A 17,442-nucleotide genomic window follows, 5' to 3' on the forward strand; every position below is an offset into this window, starting at 1 on the left:
CGCCAACGGGTGTGAGGTGGGCTGCGACAATCGGCGCATGCCCCACCACGTCCACACCGCCACCCCCCTGTCCACCCACGACACCACCCGCGTTGACGACCTGCGCATCGGCGCGGTGCGCCCGCTCATCACGCCCGCGCTGCTGCAGGAGTGGCTGCCCACGCCGCCGGCCGCGCAGGCGCTGGTGGAAGGCAGCCGCGCCGCGCTCTCGCGCGTGCTGCACGGGCAGGATCACCGTCTCATCGTGGTGGTGGGACCTTGCTCCATCCACGACCACGGCCAGGCCATGGCCTACGCGCGCCTGCTGAAAGAACAGGCCGACGCGCTGAGTGGCGAGCTGCTGATCGTCATGCGTGTGTACTTCGAGAAACCGCGCACCACGGTGGGCTGGAAGGGCTACATCAACGACCCGCACCTGGACGGCAGTTTCGCCATCAACGAAGGGCTGGAACTGGCGCGCCAGCTGCTGCTGGACGTGCTCGCGGTCGGCCTGCCGGTGGGCACCGAATTCCTCGATCTGCTGTCGCCGCAGTTCATCAGCGACCTGGTGAGCTGGGGCGCCATCGGCGCGCGCACGACGGAGAGCCAGAGCCACCGCCAGCTCGCCAGCGGCCTCTCCTGCCCGGTGGGTTTCAAGAACGGCACCGACGGCGGCATCAAGGTCGCGAGCGACGCCATCCAGGCCGCGCAGGCCTCACACGCCTTCATGGGCATGACCAAGATGGGCCAGGCCGCGATCTTCGAGACGCGCGGCAACGCGGACTGCCACATCATCCTGCGCGGCGGCAAGCAGCCCAACTATGCGAAGGCCGACGTGGACGCCGCCTGCGCGCTGCTCAGGGCCGCCGGCCTGCGCGAGCAGGTGATGATCGACGTCTCGCACGCCAACAGCAGCAAGCAGCACCGCAAGCAGATCGAGGTGGCGGCCGACGTGGCGCAGCAGATCGCGGCGGGCGACGCGCGCATCACCGGTGTGATGATCGAAAGCCACCTGAACGAAGGCCGGCAGGACATCGTGCCCGGCCAGCCGCTGCAACCCGGCGTGAGCGTGACCGACGCCTGCATCAGTTTCGAACAGACCGTGCCGGTGCTGCAAGGCCTGGCGGCGGCGGTGCGGGCGCGGCGCGCGCTCCTGCAGGGCTGAACCACCGCCCGTCCAGCGGGCGGCTGCGTCAATGTCGACAGGGGGTTTCGCCCCCGGTTCCCTGGTTCTGGCTAGAGTGCCGTCGGCCCGGGCATCGCCCAGGCCTTCATTCATTCAGACACAGGAGGGTTGCATGCCAGTTTTCGATCTCAGGGGCCGCAAGGCCTTGGTCACCGGAGGCGCCCGGGGGCTGGGCGCCGGCATGGCGGTGGCGCTGGCCGCCTCTGGGGCCGCGGTGATGATCGGCGACGTGCTGGAGGACGAGGGGCGGGACACCGCACGCGCGCTGACCACCACCGGCGCCCAGGCCGCTTTCGTGAACCTGGACGTGACCGACGAAGCCAGCTGGCTCACGGCCGTGAGCGCCACCCACACCGCCTTCGGCGGCTTCGACATCCTGATCAACAACGCCGGCGTCGAGGTCACCGCCCTGGTGACCGAGATCGAACCCGACGCGCTGCGGCGCATGCTCGACGTCAACATCGTCGGCACCGCGCTGGGCCTCAAGCACGCCTTTCGCACCATGCGTCCGGGCGGTCTGGCCGGGCAGGGCGGCGTGGTGGTCAACGTGTCGTCGGTGGCGGCCACCATCGCCTTCCCGGCGATCGCGGGCTATTCGGCCACCAAGTCGGCGGTGGACCGGCTCACGCGTGTGGCGGCGATGGAGTCGGGCAAGCTGGGGTATGGCGTGCGGGTGAACTGCGTCTACCCGGGGCTGGTGCCCACCGACATGGGCATGAAACTCGCGGGCGACGTGGTCACGGCCGGGCTCTTCCCGACACCGGAAGAAGCCGTCGGCGCGATCATCGAGCAGACGCCGCTCGGGCGCCTGGGCACCGTGAGCGACATGGCCGACGCGGTGGTCTTCCTGTGCTCCGGCGCCTCGCGCTTCATCACCGGCGCGGGCCTGCCGGTGGACGGCGGCATGGGCATGTGAGCCCGGCCGCCGTCGAAAGGGGCGGTTCGATCAGCGCGGCTTGCGCGGAACGATCGGGCCGCGGCCTTCGATGTGGCGGAAATTGATCCGGCCCTTGGTCAGGTCGTAGGGCGAGAGTTCGAGCGAGACCCGGTCACCCGCGAGGATGCGGATGTGGTTCTTCTTCATCTTGCCGGCGGAGTAGGCGATCAGCTGGTGACCGTTGTCCAGCGTCACACGAAAGCGCGTGTCGGGCAGCACCTCGTTGACGATGCCCATCATGTCGATCAGTTCTTCCTTGGCCATGTGTGGCTCCTTTGCTTCAAATACAAATCTGAGGCGCCGCAGCGGCACCGGGGCGGGCGCGCGCGCGGAGTGCGTCGTTCACCCAGTCAATGCCCTGCGCCACGGCGTAGTCGGCCGCAGCGTCGTGGGTCGCGAAATCATCGTGGAAACGCATGACACGGGCGGTACAGGCGCTGCCGGAGCCGCTGGCGATGGACACCTGTGCGGCAAAACGCCCGCTGTCCAGCGGGCGAGAGCCAGCCGCAATGCGGTACTGGCCCAGGGTGAGAGAAGAAAGACCTTGCGAAGGCGTGGTCGTGGAAATCGTATGAATCATCAAAAACATCAAAGGGCTGGGACCGCCGCCAAAGCAGCAGACCCCGTCAGCGCCCGTACAAACACATGTGGCAGCCCCAAGCGCCGGGGTGCCCAACTGAAAAACCAGGAACCACCAGATTGCAGGACAGAGCAGGCAACCCGGTAGCACCAGCGCACGACCCTCGGCAGGGGCATCGGCACAACAGCAGGGAAAGGATTTGCGACGTTACCGCCCTCGAAGAGGGAGCGGAGCAGGCGCGGCTCGCGATGGAGGGGCTGGACCGGCCACCCCTCTGCCGGGGGTGGTACGCCAGGGCATCCACAGACGCTTGACGTGCTCGGTCGCCCAAGGCGAACCCTGTAATGTACCACGATGCGGAATATTTGTGTCAGCACCGCAGGCGGAAATGCTGATCTGTGGCGGTTCTTCGCTCAAAACGCACCCGGTCCTGTTCGCCCGGCGGCAAGGGCTGCCGGGCGTAGGCGTCCAGCGCGGCGATCTCTTCCTTGAGGCGCCTGCAACGCCAGGCCTTGTCGTCGGGGGCCCGGGCCGCCACGGTCGCGCCGCCTTGAGGGGCCGGTGGTGGCGGGGTGAGATCGGCCATGCGGTGGCGCGCAAAGGCAATCTGGTCGGCCAGGGGCAGGTCGGCCGGCACGGTGTAGGCCCGGACGACGTAGGCGCCGCGGTGCTGGCAATGCACGCGGGACCAGACCAACCCCGCCCCCTTGCAGCGGTAGAGCGTGATGCTCTCGCCGCCCGCGTTGAGCGGGTCGGAGACGTCCACGCCCCGGGACGTCGATCCGCCCGGGCAGGCTTGGTCGGTGTAGAGCACCTGGCCCGTGTGGTCACAGCGCTGCGGGCTGGCGGGTGGACGGGCTGCGTTTGAGGTGTCGGGTGTGGGCACAGCAGCGGCCGCAAGCGAGGCCGGCCGGGCGGGGGGCATTTCCGCGGTGGCGCGCAGAGGTAATGGCGACGGGGCGGGCACGGGGGTCTTGGGTGAGCCCGGCCAGTTGAACACGGCGTAAGCGCCGAACACCAGCGCCGCGAGCACCAGACCGATCGACAGGCCACTGACACCGGCGTGGGCCGGCGGGCGGAAAAGGGTCGCGGCGTCCAGCCCCTCTCGACCAGCGTTTCCGTCGTCGGGCGCAGCGCTCATTCCGCCTTCACCACCTTGACCATCTGCCCCACCGGCGGGTCGCTGCGGCCATAGGTGCCGTTGAGCAGCTGCAGGCGTTTTTCAGGCACGGCCGACTGGCGCGCCAGCTCGGCAAAGCCGCCGCGCGGAAAGGGCACGAGGCGCACGACCCAGGGCCGGGCGGCCTGCTGGTCGGCTGCGTTCATCGCGCGGAACGATTTTTCAGCGGCCATCATCCCGGGCATGGCGCGCTGGCGCGCGGCCGGGTCCACCGAGAGGTAGAGCATCACGAAGGTGTTCTGCTTCGGCCCGGTCACGAGCGTGGCCTCAAGGGCCTGCGGTTGGCCGTTGCTCCCTTTTCGCGCACCGACGAAGTGGGTGGCGGTGAACCCGTTGATGTTGCCTCGCGTGGTTTTGCCTTCGCTGGGCTGGAGGGCGTTGCGAATGATGTCGTCGTGCGTGTTGCCGGCGTTGGGGGGCACGGCGAGCACGCGCAGCGCGGCGTCGCCCTGTGGGCTGGTGAAGGTGAGGGCATCCGCCGCGTTCTCGATGCGCCAGCCGGCGGGCGCGGCCATGGTGATGCCCATGGCAGGGTGGTAGAAGTTCTGCCCCCGCGTGAGCCCCTGCTCGGGACTTTCGCCGAAGCGCACGCCGTCGATCATCTGCATGAACCGCTGGCTGCCATCGGAGGCGAACGTGCCCTGGTATTTGGCGGCGTTCTGGCTGATGGATTGCAGGCGCTGGTCGTTGCTGGGGTGGGACGAGAGCCAGCTGTCGCGTTCTGGCGCGGGCTGGCCGGCGGCGCGGGCTTCATCAATGGCAAAGGCTTCCTGCAGCTTGAGCACGCGGATGACGTCGATCATGTGGCGCGGGTCGTACTGGCTGCGCGCGAGGTACTCGGCGCCGAGGGTGTCGGCCTGCAGCTCCTGTTCGCGGCTGTATTTCGCCACGTAGCCGGCGGCCACGCCCTGCGCCATCTGGCCAAACATCTCGGTGCCGCCGCTCACGCCGACCTTGCTTTCGAGCACCGCACCGAGCACGGTGGCGGCGAGCACGCCCAGGCCGGCGGTCTGCTGGCGGGTGGCGCGCTGGGCGCCGTGTCGGGCGGTCACGTGGCCGATCTCGTGGCCGATCACACCGGCCATGTCGGCCTCGTTCTCCATGTAGGCCAGGATGCCGCGCGTGACGTAGACGTAGCCACCGGGCAGCGCAAAGGCGTTGATCTCCGAGCTGTCGAGCACGGTGAAGGTCCAGGGGATGTTGGCGCGGTGCGATTGTTTCGCCAGCTTCTGGCCGACCTCGTTCACGTAGGCCTGCAGGCGGGCGTCCTGGTAGACGCCGTACTCCTTCAACACCTCGGCGTGGGCCTTCTTGCCTTCGGCAAGCTCGGCGGACTCATCCATGGTGGTGCGCTCGGACTCGCCAGTGACCGGGTTGACCACCGTGGTGCCGCAGCCGCCGACCAGCAGGCCCAGCGCCAGCACGAAGGGAAGCATGCGTTTCACGATCATCTGCGGTGACTCCTCGTTGGGTGGGACGCGGACGGGCGTCAGTCGCCGTCGGGCAGGTCGCGCCCCTTGCTGCTGCGCCAGATCGCGCGCACCAGCCACAGGCCACCCGCAAAAGCGCTGGCGAAGCCGATGAAACCAAAGGCGGGCAGGCCAAACAGGGTGGGACCGCCCTGCACCGTCATGACGATGGACGAACCGACGATGAGCGCGGCGATCACCAGCGCCATCGTCAGCCGGTTGGCGGCACGGTCGATCTGGTCGCCCACGCGCTTGAGGTGCGCCACATCGATGCCCACGTGCACGCGGCCTCTGCGCGCGTTGCGCAGCAGGCGCGACACGTCGTGCGGCAGCTGCTCGGCCACGGCGAGCGTGCGCCGCAGCGTCTGCCAGGCACGGCCCGCCACCACCTTGGGCTCGTAGCGTGCGCGCACCACGCGCTTGAGCATGGGCAGGGCCTCGGTGGTCATGTGAAACCCCGGGTCGAGCCCGCGCCCCATGCCTTCGAGCGTGATGAAGGCCTTGATGAGCAGGGCCATGTCGGACGGCAGACCCAGGTGGTGTTCGCGCAGGATGGTGGTGACGTCGCCCAGCATCTGCCCGAGGTTGAGCTCGGCCAGCGGCGCACCGTGGTACTGGTCCACAAAGGTTTCGATCTCGGTTTCCAGCGCGCTCAGGTTGAGGCCGTGGTCGTCGCCGGTCCAGTCGAGCAGCACGTCGGCCACCGTCTGCGGGTTGCGTTCGACCAGGCCCAGCAGCAGCTGCAGCAGCTCTTCGCGCCGGCGTGCCGAAAGGCGGCCAACCATGCCGAAGTCGATGAAGGCGATGCGGTTGCCGTCGAGGTAGAACACGTTGCCGGGGTGCGGGTCGGCGTGGAAGAAGCCGTCTTCCACGATCATCTTCAGCACGGCCTGCGCGCCGCGCCGCGCGAGCAGGTTGCGGTCCAGCCCCTCGGTGTCGAGCCGGGCCAGGTCGTGGCCGGGGACGCCCCCCACGAAGTCCTGCACGTTGACGCGTTCTTTGGTGTGCGCCCAGTGCACCTTGGGCACCACGATCCAGGGCAGGGCGACCATGTTCGCTGCGATGCGCTCGGCGCTGCGGCATTCGCTGGCCAGATCGAGTTCGCGCTGCAGCGAACGGGCGAGTTCACGCACCAGCTGTTGTGGACGGTAGGGCTTCAAGGCCGGCAGCTCGGCCTCGGCCAGCGCGGCCAGGCGGGCGAGCAGGCGCAGGTCGGCCTCGATGATCTCGGTGATGCCGGGGCGGCGGATCTTGACGATCACCTCGCTGCCGTCGTGCAACTGCGCGCGGTGCACCTGCGCGATGCTCGCGGCGGCCAGCGGTTCCACGTCGAAGCGCGCGAACACGTCTTCGGGCTCGCCACCCAGGTCTTCGCGCAGCTGGGGCCGCAGCTGCTCCAGCGGCAGCGCGGGCACGTTGCTGTGCAGTTTTTCAAACTCGGCGATGTAGTCGGGGCCGAACAGGTCGGCACGGCCGGCCAGGATCTGGCCGAGCTTGACGAAGGTGGGGCCGAGCTCTTCGAGCGTGAGGCGCAGCTGCACCGGTGGCTCCAGCCGGGCCAGGTCGGCGGCGTGGTCCCATTTGATGGCGTGGCCCGCCTGTTCCAGCCGGTCGGCCAGGCCGAGGCGGCGCACGCTGTCGCCAAAGCCGTGGCGGATCAGCACGCCGAGGATGGCGTTCAGACGGCCCATGTCGCGGGCGGCACCCAGGGTTTCGATCAGCATGCGGCCATGATAGACCGGCTCACCCGTCCGCCGAAGCCGCTCAGGCCACCGGCTGCAGCGCGGCCAGCTGGGCCAGGAAAGCCGGCGGTACCGGGGCAGGCTTGCGCGCCGCGCGGTCAATGAAGACGATGCCGATCTTGCCCCGCGCCACCTCGCGGCCGGTCTCGACGCAGTCCATGCAATAGACCAGGTCGAAGCCGCAGCGGCTGAGGTCCTGCGGCAGCATGCGCACGCGCATGGTTTCGCCGTGGAAGCCTTCGGATTTGTACTGGGCCACAAGGTCGCCCACCACGATGGGGCAACCCGCCACGTCGGATTCGCGGTGGCCGAGCGACTTGAAAAAACGCACCCGCGCCTCGGACACCAGGGTCAGCAACTGGGCGTTGTCCAGGTGCCCACCCTGGTTCACGTGGCTGATGTAGATCTGGATCTCCGTCGCGAAGACGAAGCGGTCGGGCAGTTCGAACTGGATGCGGGGCATGCGGAAAAAGACAACGGGGCCTTGGGAGGCCCCGGGGTTCACTTGCGGTCGGGCAGCTCGATCTTGACTTCCAGCACGTCGAGGTTGTCCTGGCGGTCCAGCTGAACCTTGATGTCGTCCTGGTTGATCTTGATGTACTTGCTGATCACGGCCACCAGCTCGCGCTGCAGCGCGGGCAGGTAGTCGGGCTCAGAAGCGCTGCGACCGCTGCGCTCGTGCGCCAGGATGATCTGCAGGCGCTCCTTGGCGACGCTGGCGGTCTTCTTTTTCTCGCCCAGAAAGAAGGACAGGAAGGACATGGCTCATTTGCTCCCGAACAGGCGCTTGAAGAAGCCGGGCTTCTCGGCGTCGATGAAGCGCAGGGGCTTGTCGCCGCCCAGGAAGCGGTCGATCACATCGCTGTAGGCCTCGGCCACGTCGGTGCCCTTGAGGTGGATCGCCGGCATGCCCTGGTTGGACGCGGTCAGCACGTTCTCGCTCTCGGGGATCACGCCGATCAGCTTGATGCGCAGGATGTCCTGGATGTCTTCGAGCGAAAGCATCTGGCCGTCGGCCACGCGCGTGGGGTTGTAGCGCGTGATCAGCAGGTGTTCCTTGATCGGCTCCTTGCCTTCGATGGCGCGTTTGGTCTTGCTGCCCAACATGCCCAGGATGCGGTCGGAGTCGCGCACGCTGGAGACCTCGGGGTTGGTCACGATCAGCGCTTCGTCGGCGAAGTGCATGGCCATGAGCGCGCCGGTCTCGATGCCGGCGGGCGAGTCGCAGACGATGTATTCAAAACCCATCTCGGACAGGTCGGACAGCACTTTTTCCACGCCGTCCTGCGTGAGCGCGTCCTTGTCGCGCGTCTGGCTGGCCGCGAGCACGAACAGGTTGTCGCACTGCTTGTCCTTGATCAGCGCCTGGTTCAGGTTGGCTTCCCCGTGGATGACGTTGATCAGGTCGTAGACCACGCGGCGTTCGCAGCCCATGATCAGGTCGAGGTTGCGCAGGCCGACGTCGAAGTCGATCACGGCGGTCTTGTGGCCGCGCAGGGCGAGGCCGGAGGCGAAGCTGGCGCTGGTGGTGGTTTTGCCCACGCCACCTTTGCCGGAGGTGACGACAACGATTTTGGTCATGGTGAGGGGGTCTTTCAGGATCGGGGTGGAATCGGTGGTCGGGGGCTTCGGCCTCAGAGGCTGAGCGTTTTTCGGGCGTGTCCGAGCAACGCCCCAAGGCGCGCCCGATCAAGGCGCAAAGCACAGTCATAGCTCGGGCTATGGCGCGCATTTGCAACGCCGAGCGGGTGTGTTTTGGGGTGGTGAGCGGGCATGAACGAAAGACTCTCAGCCTCTTAAACCGAGATGGCGTCGACGACAAGTTTGTCGCCGTCGGGGCCGGGTGTGAGGCGCACCTGGGCGGCTTTGCCCTGCACCTCGGGGGGCAGGGGTTTTTCGCTGGTGCGGTAGATGCCGGCGATGGAAATCAGCTCGGGCGACATGGCCAGCGCGAAGATGCGCGCGTCGGCGTTGCCGCGCGCGCCGGCGATGGCCTTGCCGCGCAGCGGGGCGTAGACATGGATGTGGCCGTCCGCGATCACCTCGGCGCCGGGGTTGACCATGGCCATGACCACCAGGTCACGGCCGCGTGCGTAGACCTGCTGACCCGAGCGCAGGGGCTTGTCGATCACCATCGCGCCCGCGGCGGGCGCCGGGGATGCGGCGGGCTCGGGCGCTGGCGCCACCTCGACGGGCGCGGCCGGCATCGGGCGGTGCACCGTCGCGTCGGGCGCCGCGATCAGGCCGGCCGAGGCCGCCTGGGCCATCTGCCCGGCGTCACCGCCGCGCACGGCCAGCGGGCTCAGGCGGTGTTCACGCAACAGGCCCACCAGCGAGGCAAAGTCGATGGTGGCGCCGGGGTCGGCGGCCTGCAGGGGGAAAAGGTCGATGACCAGCGGGTCGTGGTCGAAAAAATCGGGAATGTCACCGAAGCGCTGGGCGAATTCGGCGCTCAGGCGGGTGAGGTCGGCGGATTTGAGCAGCAAGGCCACCAAAGGCAGGTTGGCGCTCTTGATTTCGAAGGCGGTGGGAGCGCTGGCGCTGAGGATGGTGGACATGTATCCGTGCGGAGGCTGGGTGACGCCGGAGACCCTCCGGCGAATGCAGCGGGCAGTTTACCAGCCACCCGCCTGCTCAAGGCGTACAAGCGCTGCGCGCCAATACATGCGAGCGGCTTACAAAATGTAATTACTTCCCTGTCAGATGTGACAGGCAGTAATACGATTGACTGTATTTGTTGGCTATGCTCTGGGCGCCTCAAATCAACGACCGTGTTGAACTTGGCCGCTGGTTTGGGCATTTCATCCGTTCAAAGCAATCCAAAGCAATCACATCTCAGGCAGGAAAAGACATGAAGCACATCTCCCCCATCCCCCATTTTTTGAACCGCCGGCGGCTGCTGGGCCGCTTGGCGCTTGGTGGCACTGCGTCCTTGGTGCTGGCGGCATGTGGAGGCGGCGGAGGGGCCGACGACGACGGGGCGGCGTTGGACTTGAGAGCGGCTTACGACCGTGTGTTGGAAGGCATGGACCATGAAGAGGTCAACAAGGCGGTTGGTGGGGCCCCTCTTGACGTCAGTGATTTCTCAAGGGGATGGAGCTCTGGAAATCAAAGGTTGTATGTAACCTTCACCAAAATGATCTCTTCTGGTGAGTTTTATGTAAACGGTGTTCAGTGGAAGCAAATCGGGGGCGGTGAGCTGACAAAATCTTTTAACCCCAACGATTGAAAGAACTCTTATGAAGAAGATTTTGATATTGTTGTTGACTTTTTCTGGCTCTTCGTTTGCTCAATGGGCTGTGCATGATGAAGAATTGCTGAAAGAAGTTCGAAAAATAAATAACGTTAGCGCCACGAACATTGCGAGCCTAAAAGATCTGGAATCGCCGGTGAAGCTGGAAAAGCTGGATGTTGATTTCGCCAAACTCAGCTCGCTGACGGATGCCGACAAAAAGAAATACATTGGCACAGTTCAAGATTGTGGTGACGAGAAGTTGAACCCGCAACACTTTGCAGCATGTGTGGGCCTGCGCAACCTTCGCATTCAAACGTTGAAGCAACGGCAGAGCATTCTTGGAGTGATGGACGAACGCCGAAAGACAATTGACCAAACCATCAAAGACGCGAGAAACAACAGCGGCAAAGAATCAGGCATTCTTCAGCGCTACCACTTCGAGCTGCAAGGCCTGCAAGCCCAGATGCAGTCCGACGCCATGAAGCTCGAAATCTTGCTCGGTGGCTACCGGGATCGTGAAAGGGTTTATGAAATGCAAATGGCGGAAGCGCGGCGGGTGAGCGACACGCGCAAGCCGGATTCGGTGTTCAAACTCGGCCCAGTGCCATTTCCTTCCGGCCTATTGAAGTCTTCAAATTAATGCTTGGCTTCTTCTCGGCTGCACAGACATCGTTAATGCCCCGTCGAAAGCAGGCGGCAATTTTTTCTCCATTTGACATTGGGTGACTCCATGGCCTGCGCATCTGCCGCTCTTCCTGCCTTCTTCTTGACCGCCTTGGTGGGGGTGGACAACACCTACATCAGCAAACTCAACGATGCCTTGTTTGTTTGCGAGATTCGGGAATATCTCGTGGACGAGATGCTCATTGGAACCTACCGTGATCAGGTAGCGGCGCAGCTGGGCAAAGCCTTGACCTACATGTCCACCGTGATCATGACCATTTGGGTGGCGTACCAGGGTTTCATGATCATTTCGGGCAGCAATCGGAAACCGATTCTGGCGCTGGCTTTGCAAACCGGCAAGATGGTACTGATTCTTTCGCTGGTGGCGTTGGTGGCACGCCAATCGCCGTTCATAGCCGAAACAGTGCTGAATTTTCAGGCGCTGATCACCGCCGCCATTGTGGGCGAGGGCACCGACATCTACCGCACCGTGGACCTCAATGTGGGCCTGGCGCTGATGTTCAACGCATTGGTCGATGGATTGGTGGGTGGGCAGCAAGCCGGGGCCGATGGAAAATCCATGACGACGATTGCCGGTATGGTCGGGCAGGCCGGGCCTGCGATGGTGATCTCGGCTTACGCGCTGGCGGCTGAGGTGTTCATCACGTTGGCCATCATGTTGTCGCCCGTGTTCATCTTCTTTCTGCTGTTTCAGCAAACGGCGGGGAAGTTCTGGAGCTGGACGCGTTATTTGCTGGGCACCATGTTTTCGCTGGCGGTGCTGGTGTTGGTGGGCGGCGTCTTGCTCAAGATGATGATGGCGTATGGCGCAATGGTGATTGCGGCATTTTTCCTCAATGGGTCGGCGTTGGGCAGCCTGGTTTCGGTGGACATTGCCGGGAGCGCCATGCGCATGGGCATGATGGGCGCTCTCTCCAGTGCGCTGTTGCTGATGATTCCGCCGGTGATCATGGGTTTTTTCAATTCTGGAGCTTCGTTTGCCGCCAATGCCTTGGCTGGCGCGGTGGGCGGCGGCACGGCGGCCATGATGCAGGCGATGCAGAAGGATGGCGGGGCGGGTGGCGGCGCAGCAAGCTCTGCCGGCGCATCGGGCCACCCTGCGCTGGGACACTCGGGCGGCACGAACGAAGGCGGCACGGCGGCTGGGTCGTCGGCGCTCAATCACCAGATTCAGCAGAGCATTGCCGCCAAGAGCGCTCAACCGATGGGCGGGGCAGGAGCCAATGGCCTCTGGGGTGGTGCGCGCCCGCTGGGCGCGGGCTCCAGAGGCCACGCCTCTGTCGAGGCGATGGGGAGCGCGCCTGGTTTGCGACAGGCACAGCGGCAGCAGCAGGACTTGGCCACCAGTGGTGAGCTGCGTGAGAACAAAGCCACGGGGGTGTACGAAACGGCCGAAACCGCGCAGCAACTGCGCAATGATCCGAGTTTGGGCAGGGGCGGGCATTTCTCCGTAGGCGCTGATGGCGGCTCGGTTGGCGGCACAGCAACTTCTCAACACGCTGGCGCCGCCTACAGCCACTCCACAAAGGCAGAAAGCCCCCTCGGAAACGGTTCTTCATCGGGGTCATCGGTTGGTGCGTCGGTCGCCACCCCGGTGCACTCGTTGCCTCCCACTGGAGTGGCTAAAACAGTGCCTCCGACCGGTGGACCGGCGGCGTATGACGTTGCAGCGCGAGAGGTGCGCAACCCCGTTGCACCTCGGCCTTCGATGCCCGATCGCACTGGAAGATGAGCAGCGGCCTCGCAAAGCAGCTTGCAGCAGGGCTGGGGGCACTGGTCTTGTGGAGCATCGGCGTTTTGCAGCAGGCTTCGCTCAAAGCCGAGCGCTGGACGCTTCAAGAAGTGTTTCTCTGGCAATGGCGGCTTTCGCTTCGCGTGGCGCTGTTGGCCATGCTTTTCTTTGTGGCAGCCCATCACTGGCATTGGTGGCGTCTCTGGGTCAATGGTCCTCTGAGCGATTCCTTGTTGCAGGAGGTACTTCAGGAACGGGAATCCCTGGGTGCTCACAAAAGCAAGACGGTGCGGTTTCGGTGTTTCGTTCCGGCCAGCGCGAGCGCGGCGGGTTTGTTGCCATATCTCAACGCCGCGAGTCTGGCCAGCGCCCAAGCATGGATTGAGCCAGGTTTGCCTTGGCTCGAAGGCGATTGGTGGGTCGTTGATGTGGTGGATCAGCGCATCACGAAGATGAGCCGCATGGACAAGGCCTTGCTTCAACCGCACCCGCGCATGAAAGAAGCGCAATGTGCGCCCGCGAACGCGATGAAGTTGATCAACGCGGGGGTCAACGGGCAGGGGCAGCGGGAGTTTCAGGTGATTGATCTGAACCGTTCGGCTGCGTTTTGACCGAGACCAAACAGCGGTCAAGAAAAACCGTGCGGGACGAGTCAACCGTGGCCTCTGCAACATACCCGTTTCAATACCGCTGGCGCCCTGGCCCAGCAGCCAAAAGCGAACACGCCCGTTGAGAATCCAACACCAATTCAAGAAGCCGAAATGCCCCCCTTCACCGAACACCCACCTGTGCCCAAGGTCTTGCAGGACGCGCTCAAGGACTACCCGGAGCTGATCGCTGATTTGCAGGAAGGTCTCAAGAAGGTGGGCCTTCGACCGGGCATGAGCAGGGAACAGCGGGCTGATCAGTTTGAAGAAGCGATATAGCGCCTCGAAGATGCACTTAGCCATTACATGACAGAAGCCGCTGCTGAAGTCAGGGCCGCCGAAGCCACTGGCGACACTGCGTTGATTGCCAAGTTGAAGGAGAAAAAAATGCTGATGAGCGGCTGTCGCCACGAATTTGGGGTGGATGAGTTGGCTGACTTCTTCCGCATGGGCCAAGACTGAGGGATCTGTTCATGGCACACGACTACCCCGTCAAAAATCAACGAACGCCATTGATAACCAAGGAGATCTGACGTGGCTCAAAAAATCGATCCGATCAAACTCAAGGCTGCCGCCGAACGCCTGGAGTGGGTGTGTCAGCAATACCCGGGTGAGGCTGCGGTGCAGTCGCTGTACCAGGGCCTTCGATCCTTGATCGAGGACGCCAAGGCGGGCAGGGTTCTCGTGCCTGTGTCCGATCGACAGGACATTCCTTCGCGCTGGGCTGTGTCTGCCGAGGGCCTGTACCGGGACTACGAAAATCCAAGCATCGAAAGCGCCTATGTGGCGTTTGCGATTGAAATGGAAGGCGGGTTGACCGAGCAAGACAAGCGGATCCTTGCCAAGTTCGCAGCTCGCATTGCCGCCAAATCGAATGGCACAGGGGAAGCCTCATGAGAGAGCATGAGCTGACCCCTGATGCTCTCAAAAAGCGGTACGAGGAAGAGGTCGTCTCAAAGGCGAAGACTTTTGTGACCCATGGGGTAGGCCAAGAGGCTGCCCGAAATTTTCTCGAGACGGTGGAAGGTGAGTTGTATCTTGATCGGTTGCATGAAGCGTCACCGGCCACGCCACTGGTTGATCTCCAGCAACGGGCTATCGACCAGATCACCTCCGGCCGAGAACTCCCCCGCATGGAGACCATCGACGAGCCCTTGGTCAAGATCGTCCCCAAAGGCCAGCAACCTTCGCCCTTCTCCCCCTTCTGGGCCAAGGAAGCCGATCTCGATGCCGCAGTGAAAGAAGGCAAGAATCTTTCAGACCATTTCGCTCTGCCCATCGCCAGCGAATCGCCGCAATACGACGTCTACAAAATCACCCCGAAGGCCCCCACCGAAGCCTTCGTCAACACCGTTGCGCCGACCAGCGAGCTGGACGGAAAAGTCACCAAGCCTGGCGGCGCACGCCAGTACCTGACACCCAACCGCAATCTCTACGAACCCGCCGAGTTCGTCAAAACAGTCGACAACCGCCTGCACGTCCCGCTGCAGAAGTCTCCCGACCACACCACGCCCCACTCGACCAGCGCCCGCACCTTCACCCACACCGTCAAAGGCGCAGGCATCGCCGGCACGGTCTACGGCGCCTTTGACGCCAAAGGCCAGATCGAGACTGCCATCGACACCGCACGCTCCAACCGCGAGCAGTGGGTTCGCGGCAGCGAGGAAGCGGTCAACCAGGGCACCAAGGCCGTGGTCACCGGCGCTGCCGCCACTGTCGGCGCGATCCCCGGTGCCGCCGCCGGCACGCTCACCAGCCCCGTCACCGGCCCGGTCGGCCCCGTGGTCGGTGGCCTGGCCACCGGCGGGGTGGCCGCCTACGGCGCCGAGAAGCTCTACGAAGACTCGCGCCTGCAGCGGTGGAGCAAGGCGCTGGGCCGCGAGGTCGGTGAACTGGGCTACTACCACGTGTCAAAGGAAGGCCGCTTGCTCGGCCAGGTCAACAGCCTGAAGCAAGACCTGCAGAGCGAAACCGACCCCGCCAAACGCGCCCAGCTGAAGACCCGCTTGAACGAGACCAGCGAAACATTCAGCACGGAAGCCGAGCGCAACGGCCGCACCTTCGAAGCCCGTGCCGGCATCGACAAAGCCTGGGAGCAGACCCACGCGAAGTACCCCAAGGTGGACAAGGACGACATCAACGACGCGCTGGCGAAACACATCGACGCGGGCAAGCGCCCCGCCGACGCAGCGCGTGGCGCTTTGAGCGACGCCGTGCACGAGCGCTACCCGCGCGCCCTGCCCCACCAGCCGGTGGAGAACTACCGGGCTCTGAGCAACCAGCAGTTGGCCGAGAAACACGGCCAGTATGTGGGCGAGGTGGCCCAGGGCCGCCAAGCCGTTTTGGCGCTGGCGGTCAACAAGGACTCACACAACAACGTCGACCAGGGCTGGCCCAAAGCCCTGGCGCAAGAGCGACAGGCTGGGCGGGTAAAGGACGGGCTCAACGAACTTTGGCGCGACACCGGCCACTTGGGCGCGATCCGCGAAAGCATGCAAGAGCGCGGCATGAAGCTGCCCGAACTGCCGGCCGAACTGAGGCCCAAGGCGACATCAACGACGACATCAACGAGCCCCCAGGCCGATCTCTCACCGCAGCAGGCGCGCCACCACCAGCTCGCACAGACTCAGCTCGGACCGGCCCTGAGCGCGCGGGGCCACAGCCCTGAACAGATCGACCGTGTCAGCGCGGCCGCCGTGGGCCATGCCCAGCAACACGCGCACCGGGGCGACGTGCGCGCGTTTCACCTGAGCAAGGACGGCGAGCGCGTGGCGGTGGTGCAGGAGCGCGCGCCCGTCAGCGAGTTCAGCGTGAAGGCCGCACAGAGCCAGAGCGCCGACCAGCACCTGGAGCGCGCCCACGCGGTGGCCCAGACGCAGGTGCGGGAACAGACAGGGGAACGCAGCCCGGGCCGGGAGTCGTCGTTGGCTCGAGAACCACAGCATGAGGCGCCGCAGCGCGCCATGGCTTGAGCGTTTGACGGCCCTGGACCTGACGCTGCTCATTCCATGAACAGCGTCGATCACGCACCACCCCCTTCACCGTTGGTGCCAGCGCCGGTGTGCGGGCCAGACAAACGTCAAGGCAGCCGGGCTCTTGGACGCCCATACTGGGATGCCATGACGCCCGACGCTCTCGAACCCCGGACCACCCCCTCCCTGTTGACCTGGGTGCGCATGACGCGCCCGGCCTTTCTGCTGCTCACGGTGGTGGGCTGCGCGCTGGGCACGGCCACCGCCGCGGCCTGCGGTTGCGGATTGGACCCCTGGCTGGCGCTGGCCGCCACCGGGCTGGCGGTGCTGGCCCACGCGACGGGCAACGTGCTCAACGACCTGCACGACGCGCGCAACGGCGCCGACGCCGCCAACACCGGGGGCATTTTTCCGTTCACGGGCGGTTCGCGGCTGATCCAGAACGGCCGCGTGAGCGAGCGCGACACCGCCGATCTGGCCAAAGGCCTGCTGCTGTTCCTGGTGCCGGCTGGCCTGCTGCTGGCGGTGAAGACCGGCGGCGGCGTGTTGCTGCTGGGCATGGCCGGGCTGTTGCTGGCCTGGGCCTATTCGGCGCCGCCGCTCAAGCTGATGTCGCGCGGCCTGGGCGAGCTGGCGGTGGCGCTGGTGTGGTTTCTGGTGGTGATCGGGGCCGATTACGTGCAACGGCGCCAGTTTTTCGTGATCCCGGCGAGCGCGGCGCTGGGTTTTGCGCTGATGGTGGCGGCGCTGCTGCTGATCAACGGGTTCCCCGACGCCACGGCCGATGCCCGGGTGGGCAAACGCACGCTGGTGGTGCGGCTCGGCCCCACCGGGGCCGCCGGGCTGTATGCCGGACTGGTGGTGGGCGCCCACGGATGGCTGGTGCTCAGTGCGGGGCTGTTGATCCCGCCCAGGGAGGCGCTCTGGGGCCTGGTGTCGCTGCCGGTCTCGCTGGCCGCCGCGTGGCTGCTCTGGCGGCGGCGCCACCAGACCGAACGCCTCAAGGCCGCGCTGGCGCTCACCGTCGCCGCCACCTTGCTGCACGGCCTGGGCATGGCCGCGGGTTTCGCGTGGCTGGCGCGCCTGCACTGAGGCGCTC

Annotated in this window: 20 protein-coding genes; 11 read left to right on the forward strand and 9 right to left on the reverse strand. The window is 65.2% G+C overall.

The window, feature by feature from the left end; translation table 11 throughout:
• Nucleotides 1–37: 37 nt before the first annotated feature.
• Both IM738_RS21295 and IM738_RS21300 read left to right on the forward strand, forming a co-directional pair.
• Nucleotides 38–1,144 (forward strand): 3-deoxy-7-phosphoheptulonate synthase, encoded by a 1,107-nt coding sequence (locus IM738_RS21295; RefSeq protein WP_236963026.1) that lies wholly within the window; start codon nucleotides 38–40, stop codon nucleotides 1,142–1,144.
• A 133-nt stretch (nucleotides 1,145–1,277) separates the two neighbouring features.
• Entirely contained in the window at nucleotides 1,278–2,081 is an 804-nt protein-coding gene (locus tag IM738_RS21300) for an SDR family NAD(P)-dependent oxidoreductase (protein ID WP_236963027.1), read from the forward strand.
• A gap of 30 nt (nucleotides 2,082–2,111) precedes the next feature.
• On the opposite strand, the gene infA is transcribed toward IM738_RS21300, so the two are convergent.
• The 9 genes from infA to minC all read right to left on the reverse strand — a co-directional run bounded on the left by infA (nucleotide 2,112) and on the right by minC (nucleotide 9,631).
• Nucleotides 2,112–2,366 carry a translation initiation factor IF-1 gene (infA, locus tag IM738_RS21305; protein WP_077330802.1) on the reverse strand — a complete coding sequence of 85 codons (255 nt, stop codon included), beginning with the start codon at nucleotides 2,364–2,366 and terminating at the stop codon, nucleotides 2,112–2,114.
• Nucleotides 2,367–2,382: 16 nt separating this feature from the next.
• Complete coding sequence (locus tag IM738_RS21310) at nucleotides 2,383–2,682, reverse strand: hypothetical protein (protein ID WP_236963028.1); 300 nt, start codon at nucleotides 2,680–2,682, stop codon at nucleotides 2,383–2,385.
• Between the two features lie 370 nt (nucleotides 2,683–3,052).
• The gene (locus IM738_RS21315) at nucleotides 3,053–3,823 is read right to left on the reverse strand and encodes a hypothetical protein (protein WP_236963029.1); all 771 of its coding nucleotides are present in this window, start codon (nucleotides 3,821–3,823) and stop codon (nucleotides 3,053–3,055) included.
• Nucleotides 3,820–5,313 carry a M48 family metalloprotease gene (locus tag IM738_RS21320; protein WP_236963030.1) on the reverse strand — a complete coding sequence of 498 codons (1,494 nt, stop codon included), beginning with the start codon at nucleotides 5,311–5,313 and terminating at the stop codon, nucleotides 3,820–3,822. The genes IM738_RS21315 and IM738_RS21320 overlap by 4 nt, the downstream gene beginning before the upstream one ends.
• Before the next feature lie 38 nt (nucleotides 5,314–5,351).
• Nucleotides 5,352–7,055, reverse strand: a complete 1,704-nt coding sequence (locus IM738_RS21325) for an ABC1 kinase family protein (RefSeq protein ID WP_236963031.1) — start codon at nucleotides 7,053–7,055, stop codon at nucleotides 5,352–5,354.
• 40 nt (nucleotides 7,056–7,095) lie between these two features.
• Entirely contained in the window at nucleotides 7,096–7,536 is a 441-nt protein-coding gene (locus IM738_RS21330; protein WP_236963032.1) for an acyl-CoA thioesterase, read from the reverse strand.
• Nucleotides 7,537–7,574: 38 nt separating this feature from the next.
• Nucleotides 7,575–7,835, reverse strand: a complete 261-nt coding sequence (gene minE / locus IM738_RS21335) for a cell division topological specificity factor MinE (RefSeq protein ID WP_236963033.1) — start codon at nucleotides 7,833–7,835, stop codon at nucleotides 7,575–7,577.
• A 3-nt stretch (nucleotides 7,836–7,838) separates the two neighbouring features.
• Complete coding sequence (gene minD, locus IM738_RS21340) at nucleotides 7,839–8,654, reverse strand: septum site-determining protein MinD (RefSeq protein WP_236963034.1); 816 nt, start codon at nucleotides 8,652–8,654, stop codon at nucleotides 7,839–7,841.
• Nucleotides 8,655–8,869: 215 nt separating this feature from the next.
• Nucleotides 8,870–9,631, reverse strand: a complete 762-nt coding sequence (minC, locus tag IM738_RS21345) for a septum site-determining protein MinC (protein WP_236963035.1) — start codon at nucleotides 9,629–9,631, stop codon at nucleotides 8,870–8,872.
• Nucleotides 9,632–9,924: 293 nt separating this feature from the next.
• Here minC and IM738_RS21350 point away from each other — a divergent pair, with 293 nt between their 5' ends.
• The 9 genes from IM738_RS21350 to IM738_RS21390 all read left to right on the forward strand — a co-directional run bounded on the left by IM738_RS21350 (nucleotide 9,925) and on the right by IM738_RS21390 (nucleotide 17,435).
• Nucleotides 9,925–10,302 carry a hypothetical protein gene (locus IM738_RS21350; protein WP_236963036.1) on the forward strand — a complete coding sequence of 126 codons (378 nt, stop codon included), beginning with the start codon at nucleotides 9,925–9,927 and terminating at the stop codon, nucleotides 10,300–10,302.
• A gap of 10 nt (nucleotides 10,303–10,312) precedes the next feature.
• Nucleotides 10,313–10,948, forward strand: coding sequence for a hypothetical protein (locus tag IM738_RS21355; RefSeq protein WP_236963037.1), 636 nt, complete (start codon nucleotides 10,313–10,315; stop codon nucleotides 10,946–10,948).
• 90 nt (nucleotides 10,949–11,038) lie between these two features.
• Nucleotides 11,039–12,724, forward strand: coding sequence for a type IV secretion system protein (locus tag IM738_RS21360; protein ID WP_236963038.1), 1,686 nt, complete (start codon nucleotides 11,039–11,041; stop codon nucleotides 12,722–12,724).
• Nucleotides 12,721–13,335 (forward strand): hypothetical protein, encoded by a 615-nt coding sequence (locus IM738_RS21365; RefSeq protein ID WP_236963039.1) that lies wholly within the window; start codon nucleotides 12,721–12,723, stop codon nucleotides 13,333–13,335. Before IM738_RS21360 ends, IM738_RS21365 begins: the two co-directional genes overlap by 4 nt.
• Nucleotides 13,336–13,485: 150 nt before the next feature.
• A complete protein-coding gene (locus IM738_RS21370; protein WP_236963040.1) occupies nucleotides 13,486–13,650 on the forward strand; it encodes a hypothetical protein in 165 nt (54 codons plus the stop codon).
• 27 nt (nucleotides 13,651–13,677) lie between these two features.
• Entirely contained in the window at nucleotides 13,678–13,833 is a 156-nt protein-coding gene (locus tag IM738_RS21375; protein ID WP_236963041.1) for a hypothetical protein, read from the forward strand.
• Between the two features lie 72 nt (nucleotides 13,834–13,905).
• Entirely contained in the window at nucleotides 13,906–14,268 is a 363-nt protein-coding gene (locus IM738_RS21380) for a hypothetical protein (protein ID WP_236963042.1), read from the forward strand.
• 236 nt (nucleotides 14,269–14,504) lie between these two features.
• Nucleotides 14,505–16,343, forward strand: coding sequence for a hypothetical protein (locus IM738_RS21385; protein ID WP_236963043.1), 1,839 nt, complete (start codon nucleotides 14,505–14,507; stop codon nucleotides 16,341–16,343).
• 147 nt (nucleotides 16,344–16,490) lie between these two features.
• Nucleotides 16,491–17,435 carry a prenyltransferase gene (locus IM738_RS21390; protein ID WP_236963044.1) on the forward strand — a complete coding sequence of 315 codons (945 nt, stop codon included), beginning with the start codon at nucleotides 16,491–16,493 and terminating at the stop codon, nucleotides 17,433–17,435.
• The last annotated feature ends 7 nt before the right edge of the window (nucleotides 17,436–17,442 follow it).

This window comes from Hydrogenophaga sp. SL48, from assembly GCF_021729865.1.
In the GTDB taxonomy this organism is placed as follows: Bacteria; Pseudomonadota; Gammaproteobacteria; order Burkholderiales; family Burkholderiaceae_C; genus Hydrogenophaga.